This window comes from Clostridium aromativorans, assembly GCF_020908015.1.
GTDB lineage: Bacteria > Bacillota > Clostridia > Clostridiales > Clostridiaceae > Clostridium_B > Clostridium_B aromativorans.
The window spans coordinates 1-5,406 of sequence record NZ_JAJJPB010000061.1; the positions used below are offsets into that span (position 1 = coordinate 1).

6 protein-coding genes and 1 pseudogene are annotated in these 5,406 nt (G+C 31.9%); all 7 read left to right on the forward strand.

The features are described 5' to 3' along the window. Nucleotides 1-210, forward strand: a pseudogene (locus tag LN736_RS18705) (hypothetical protein); the annotation flags it as partial. Nucleotides 211-258: 48 nt separating this feature from the next. Further along, nucleotides 259-417 carry a Spo0E family sporulation regulatory protein-aspartic acid phosphatase gene (locus tag LN736_RS18710; protein ID WP_179977695.1) on the forward strand — a complete coding sequence of 53 codons (159 nt, stop codon included), beginning with the start codon at nt 259-261 and terminating at the stop codon, nt 415-417. A gap of 464 nt (nt 418-881) precedes the next feature. After that, entirely contained in the window at nt 882-3,212 is a 2,331-nt protein-coding gene (locus tag LN736_RS18715) for a VirD4-like conjugal transfer protein, CD1115 family (RefSeq protein WP_179977694.1), read from the forward strand. A 256-nt stretch (nt 3,213-3,468) separates the two neighbouring features. Further along, nucleotides 3,469-3,957 (forward strand): DUF5697 family protein, encoded by a 489-nt coding sequence (locus LN736_RS18720; protein ID WP_179977693.1) that lies wholly within the window; start codon nt 3,469-3,471, stop codon nt 3,955-3,957. Nucleotides 3,958-3,972: 15 nt separating this feature from the next. Continuing rightward, nucleotides 3,973-4,416, forward strand: a complete 444-nt coding sequence (locus LN736_RS18725) for a hypothetical protein (protein WP_150356831.1) — start codon at nt 3,973-3,975, stop codon at nt 4,414-4,416. A 118-nt stretch (nt 4,417-4,534) separates the two neighbouring features. Then, entirely contained in the window at nt 4,535-4,882 is a 348-nt protein-coding gene (locus LN736_RS18730) for a hypothetical protein (RefSeq protein ID WP_150356832.1), read from the forward strand. Between the two features lie 176 nt (nt 4,883-5,058). Next, a complete protein-coding gene (locus tag LN736_RS18735; RefSeq protein ID WP_179977692.1) occupies nt 5,059-5,247 on the forward strand; it encodes a hypothetical protein in 189 nt (62 codons plus the stop codon). The last annotated feature ends 159 nt before the right edge of the window (nt 5,248-5,406 follow it).

Consider the following 5,406-nt stretch of genomic DNA (forward strand, 5'->3'; position numbering starts at 1 on the left):
AATAGAAAATACAGGGGCTTATATAAGGAAAATAACAAAATATACAATGCAGACTGTGTAGGAGCTTACAACATATTAAAAAAGTATCTGTGTAGGATGGAGAAATCTATACCAGCAGTAGTGGGTTTGGATACCCCGGAGATGTACCGGTGGAGCTCTATCATGGGGTTTATTGGGAATCCGAAGCTCTCCATTTCAATGGAGATGTAGTTCACTGACAGTTATAACTTCAAAATAATTGTTATGAAGGAGATTTTTATGAAAGAGAAATTAGATAAGAAAAAAGATTTATCTGAGAAAATTGAGATAGTAAGAAAATTGTTGCATAAGAAAATAGAAGGCAATGCTGATAAAGAACAAATTCAGCAGATTAGCGAAGCTTTAGACAAGCTTATAGTAGATTATTTTAAAAAATAAAATTATATGATAATTAGTAAATGAAATTATAAAAAAGATTGTTTAAAAATAGATTTTTTTGTAGATTGATTATTATTGACAGTAATTTGCAATAAGTATAACATTATAAATAGAATAACATCAATTTATAATATTCATATAATTAAGTCACAATTCGTAAAAATTAATTGCAATCTTTAATAATTTTAGAAAATATAAAATCTTCAATCCCTTTTAAAGTATAGTTCATATTAGAAAAAATTTATAAGTTTATCATTTTAAATATTTTTAATAGAAATTTGTCCAATTACATATTTATACATTAAATGAGATTTTATTAATATAAAATGAGACAAACATTCATTTCGTTTTTCATCCAAATTTTTACCCAAATAATAAATAAGAAAATGCTAAATTTTAAACCGATATTTAGATGCTATCCTTGAGCTGACCGAGAAGAAATGTAGGTTGGAAAGGATGGTTGAATGTCTAAGAATAATAAAATTAAATATACTGTAGCCTTTATACTTGTCTTCATAATAAGCATATATTTGTTTGTACCAATAATAGCTACAAGTTCAGGGCATGTCGAAGATATTGTCAATGCATACGGAACTCAAAGTTTTGCAGGCAATCTGAAACTTCTCATAGCAAATAAAATGGTATTTTTCAAATGGTTCAAATGTTTCATTGTTTTCTTTGGCTTTGTTGCAGGTCTGATTTTTGTTGCAGGCCACGTAAGTCATAAAAAAGAGGACGGGCCTATCGCTATACCTGAACAGGGAACATACGGAACTGCAGAATGGATGCCATATGAAAGGGCCAGGGAAATATTCACTGTTAAAAGCGGGACTTCAGGCAGCGGAATAATCTTTGGAAAGCTAGAAAAAGGCGGCAGTATAGAACTTAGAAGGTCAGGAAAATTTGAAACCGTTGCTCTTTCACTTCCGGTGACAGCAAACAAAAATGTTGCTGTTTATGGTGCTGCAGGTACAGGTAAATCAAGGGCGTTTGTTAGGAATCAAATAATGCAGATAGCCAGGATGGGACAATCCATGGTTATAACTGATCCAAAAGCTGAGATATTTGAGGATATGGCGCCTTTTTTGAGAGACCATGAAGGATACAATGTGAAGGTGCTGAACCTGGTTCATATGATACATTCGGATAGATGGAACCCGCTGGCAGAAGTTACGGATGATATTTCAGCCCAGAGTTTTGCCGAAACTGTTATGGCAAATACAAGGCCGGTTGATGGAAAAGTGGACGAGTTCTGGGAAAAGTCTGAGATGAACCTTTTAAAAGCACTAGTGCTATATGTAGTCACTGTAGTACCGGAAGGAAACAGAAATCTGGCGACAGTATATTCTATGCTAGTGACAAAAAATGTAGTGATACTTGATGCAATGTTTGCACAGCTTGACAGCACAAATCCGGCCAAAATGCCTTATGCCATATATTCACAGGCAAGTGACAAGATAAAGCCTAATATAGTAATAGGTCTTGGATCCAAGTTGCAGATTTTCCAGAATGAAATAGTCCAGAACCTGACTGCAACAAGTGATATAGATCTTACAGCACCTAAATATGAAAAAACTGCTTATTTCTGTATCACATCCGATTCAGAAAGTACATTTGACTTTGTAGCAAGTCTATTTTTCTCATTTCTATTTATGAAACTCACCAAGTATGCTGATTTTTACAAAAAGATGATACCAATTGAAGAGCAGCAGGAAGTGTATTTTATTCTTGACGAATTTCCAAATATTGGTGCTATACCTGATTTTAAAAAGAAGATATCTACTTTAAGATCCAGGGGTATAATATGTTTTATAATATTCCAAAACATAGCCCAACTCAAGAACAGATATCCACATGATGCATGGTTTGAAATCCTGGGTAACTGTGACAGTCAGCTGTTCTTGGGGGCATCCGACGACATGACGGCAAAACAAGTTTCGGAACATATAGGGCCTACTACGGTGGAATCCCATTCTTCAAACAAAAAAGCTGGAATTGAAGGAATAGCTGATTTTGGATCCCAGAATGTATCACCAAGTGGAAGAAATCTGCAAAACCCTGACGAACTCTTGAGACTTGACAGAAAGAAAGCCATACTCATGTATAGAGGAGAGCAGCCGTTAATGCTGTATAAAATGGATTATTCAGAGCATGAGATGGCAAAACATCTTAAACCAACTGGCATTAGAGACTACAAGCTTCCGTGGGCTGAAAAATATTATCTGGACGAAGAAAAAATGATTGAAAGGGCAATGCAAGAGGTTAGAAAACGTAAGAAAAAGCCTATGAAAGAATTTTCACGCCTCAGAATTTCAGAAAAAGAAATACTGATTTTTATAAGTAAAATCCTAAAGATTGTAGAAGAAAAAATAAATTCTGCCGTAGGAAATGATGAGTCAAAAGTTGTTCCAAAGGGTTTACAAAATAATTTACAAGAGGATAGGAAAGCAGTTGCGCAAGATTTTGTGGAGCAGGGGAAAGAAGAAAAGACTGATATTGTATCCAGTGAATCAAAAAATGAAGAAATTTCTATGATCGAAGAAAAAAATAACAACAAAAATAATGAAGGCGAAAAGTTGCAAGTTGAAAATAAATTTGATGAAGTGAAGAGGTATGACGAATTGTCAAGGGAGGAAATAGAAAATGAAATACACAGGCTGGAAAAGTTGAGAGATAAAAAACCTATGGAAAAGAGTGCTCAATTAAATTTCTTTAAGGATTGTGAAAATTTTAAGGAAGACGGTTTTCTGCAGGATGAACATGACACCCAAGAGGATGAGGAGTCCTTCTGGTAAAAAATCAATGAGTTCTAAAACATTTCTGATGCCAATAAAAATAAAATTTTAAATAAATAAAAAACAATTTTAAAACAAGGTTATTTTTTTGATTTTTAGTTATCATGTAAATGAGGGTAAAAAAATATAGGATAAAATCTTATCTTAATTTAATTGTCATATCATAGTTTTTCATGTTTGTGTATTTATGTCTTTATAAGGGTTTTGCCATAGGCAAAGCCCTCCCTTCTAAAATAAATGCATTGGAGTTGATTACGTGTTTTATTTATCAAAAGATCAAAAACAAATAATGGATTTATTGAAGCAGTTTGGGCATCTTACTATTTCCCAAATAAAAGACATAACTGGAATTAATGATATAGATGAATTGATAGAACCTCTTATGGCAAAACAAGTTCCTTATCTTAAAAAAGAGGGAGACCTTTTACTTTACCCAACAGTTGATAAAATAAACAGAGATTTACTTAAGGCATTAGATGCCTATAGCTATATACATAAAATGTTTGGTGCAAGCTGGTGTACTGTATCAAAATTCCCTTATATTTTGTCTTTTATAGAGGGAAACAAATTTTTTGACATAGCACTGGTTAAAGACGGACAAGAGTCTGTGATTGTTCCTGCCATGGAGAAGAGCAACTCCATGAGGATAATAATTATTGTTGATGATGAAAAACAAATAAGAAAAATAAGTATACCGGGGAAAAAATACAAGTTTTTCATAGATAAAACAAAAAAGTTGATATAAGGGGCGGTAAATCATATGAAGAAACATACTAGAATTGTAACTCAAATTTTAAAGAGTTATTACAGGGATCTTGCTTTAATAGCTTTATTTGAAAGGCAACTAGAAGTGTTAAATTATGGGCTAAGCGAAAATAAACTTATTACCGATATTGAGAAAGAAAAAATATTGAAAAAAATAGATTCAATAAAGAGAAAAATAAAAACTTTAAAGTTCAACAACTGCCAGATAGATTTGATAATGGAATCCATTAGAAAAACCAACAAGAATGACTGTGAAATTTTAGATATGAGATTCAAGAAGGGATTTTTAAACAGCAAGATAAGTATAATCTTAAATTACAATGAAAGTACGATTTGGCAGAGAGAAAATGATTTGTATGAATACATCTACCAGGCCTTGGATGATGAATCCATAGAAGATGCCAAGAAAAAATCCAATAATGAAAGCAATAATCTGTGAAATTAAGGATAGTATTTAATCTATATGGTTGGTATATTTATAGCAGAGTTGGGATTTTGCTATTTGAAAAATATAACAAAATCCATAATGAGGTGTTGTAAGGAGGGAGCAAATTATAATGAAATGGAAAGAACTTTTTAACTACAATAAACCTGACATACAAAAATTTGTAGGCATGTTTAAAAGTAAAGGAATTTCCATGATTAAAGTAGGTTTTTATGGCTTATACGGAAAAAGGGATAACTATGAAATAATGGATGAAAAATCATCAACATTAATATTCCCTAGTAAGTACGAAGTTGTAGTAGTCCCAATTAAAGAAAATTTTGTATCTTTTCCGCTTATATATGATAGATATAAATGGACTCTAGGAAATTCCCGTGCGAAAGATGATGTTGAAAATCTTGTTAGAGTTTTTGAAGAAAACGAAATTGAATGTAAAATAATTAATGAAACTGAATTTTAAAAATTATAGGAGGTTACAGAAAAAATGAGTGATGAAAATGAAATTTCTTTAGATTTAAAAAATATAATCTCCTCAATTCAGAAAAACTCTGTTCAGGATGAAGGGAATTTATTAATAGAAAAACAGTAAGCCATAAATGTGAACCAATAAAGGCTGTCAACAAGAATTTTAATGATATGAACAAGAACTTAATTGGGATGAGCAAGGAATTGCAAAATTATGATTATGTTTCTATATTAAAAGATGTAAAAACTGGTGCTTGGGAGTTATATGTATCCTATTGTGATGATGAATATAACCAATTTGAGGTAACATCAACTGATCCTAATTTTAGTTCAAGTCAAACGCAGAACATACTGAATTAGTTAAGGGAATTCGTGAATTTATAGGAACTATGTATATAGAAGGCGCTAATAAAGGAATATATATCTAAAGTGCACCCCTTTGTCAAGACAATTTTTTAGTAGATTTATAGTTAGGTTGATAAACAGTATCATAATGCTTTCCCTTAAATACACTTCACC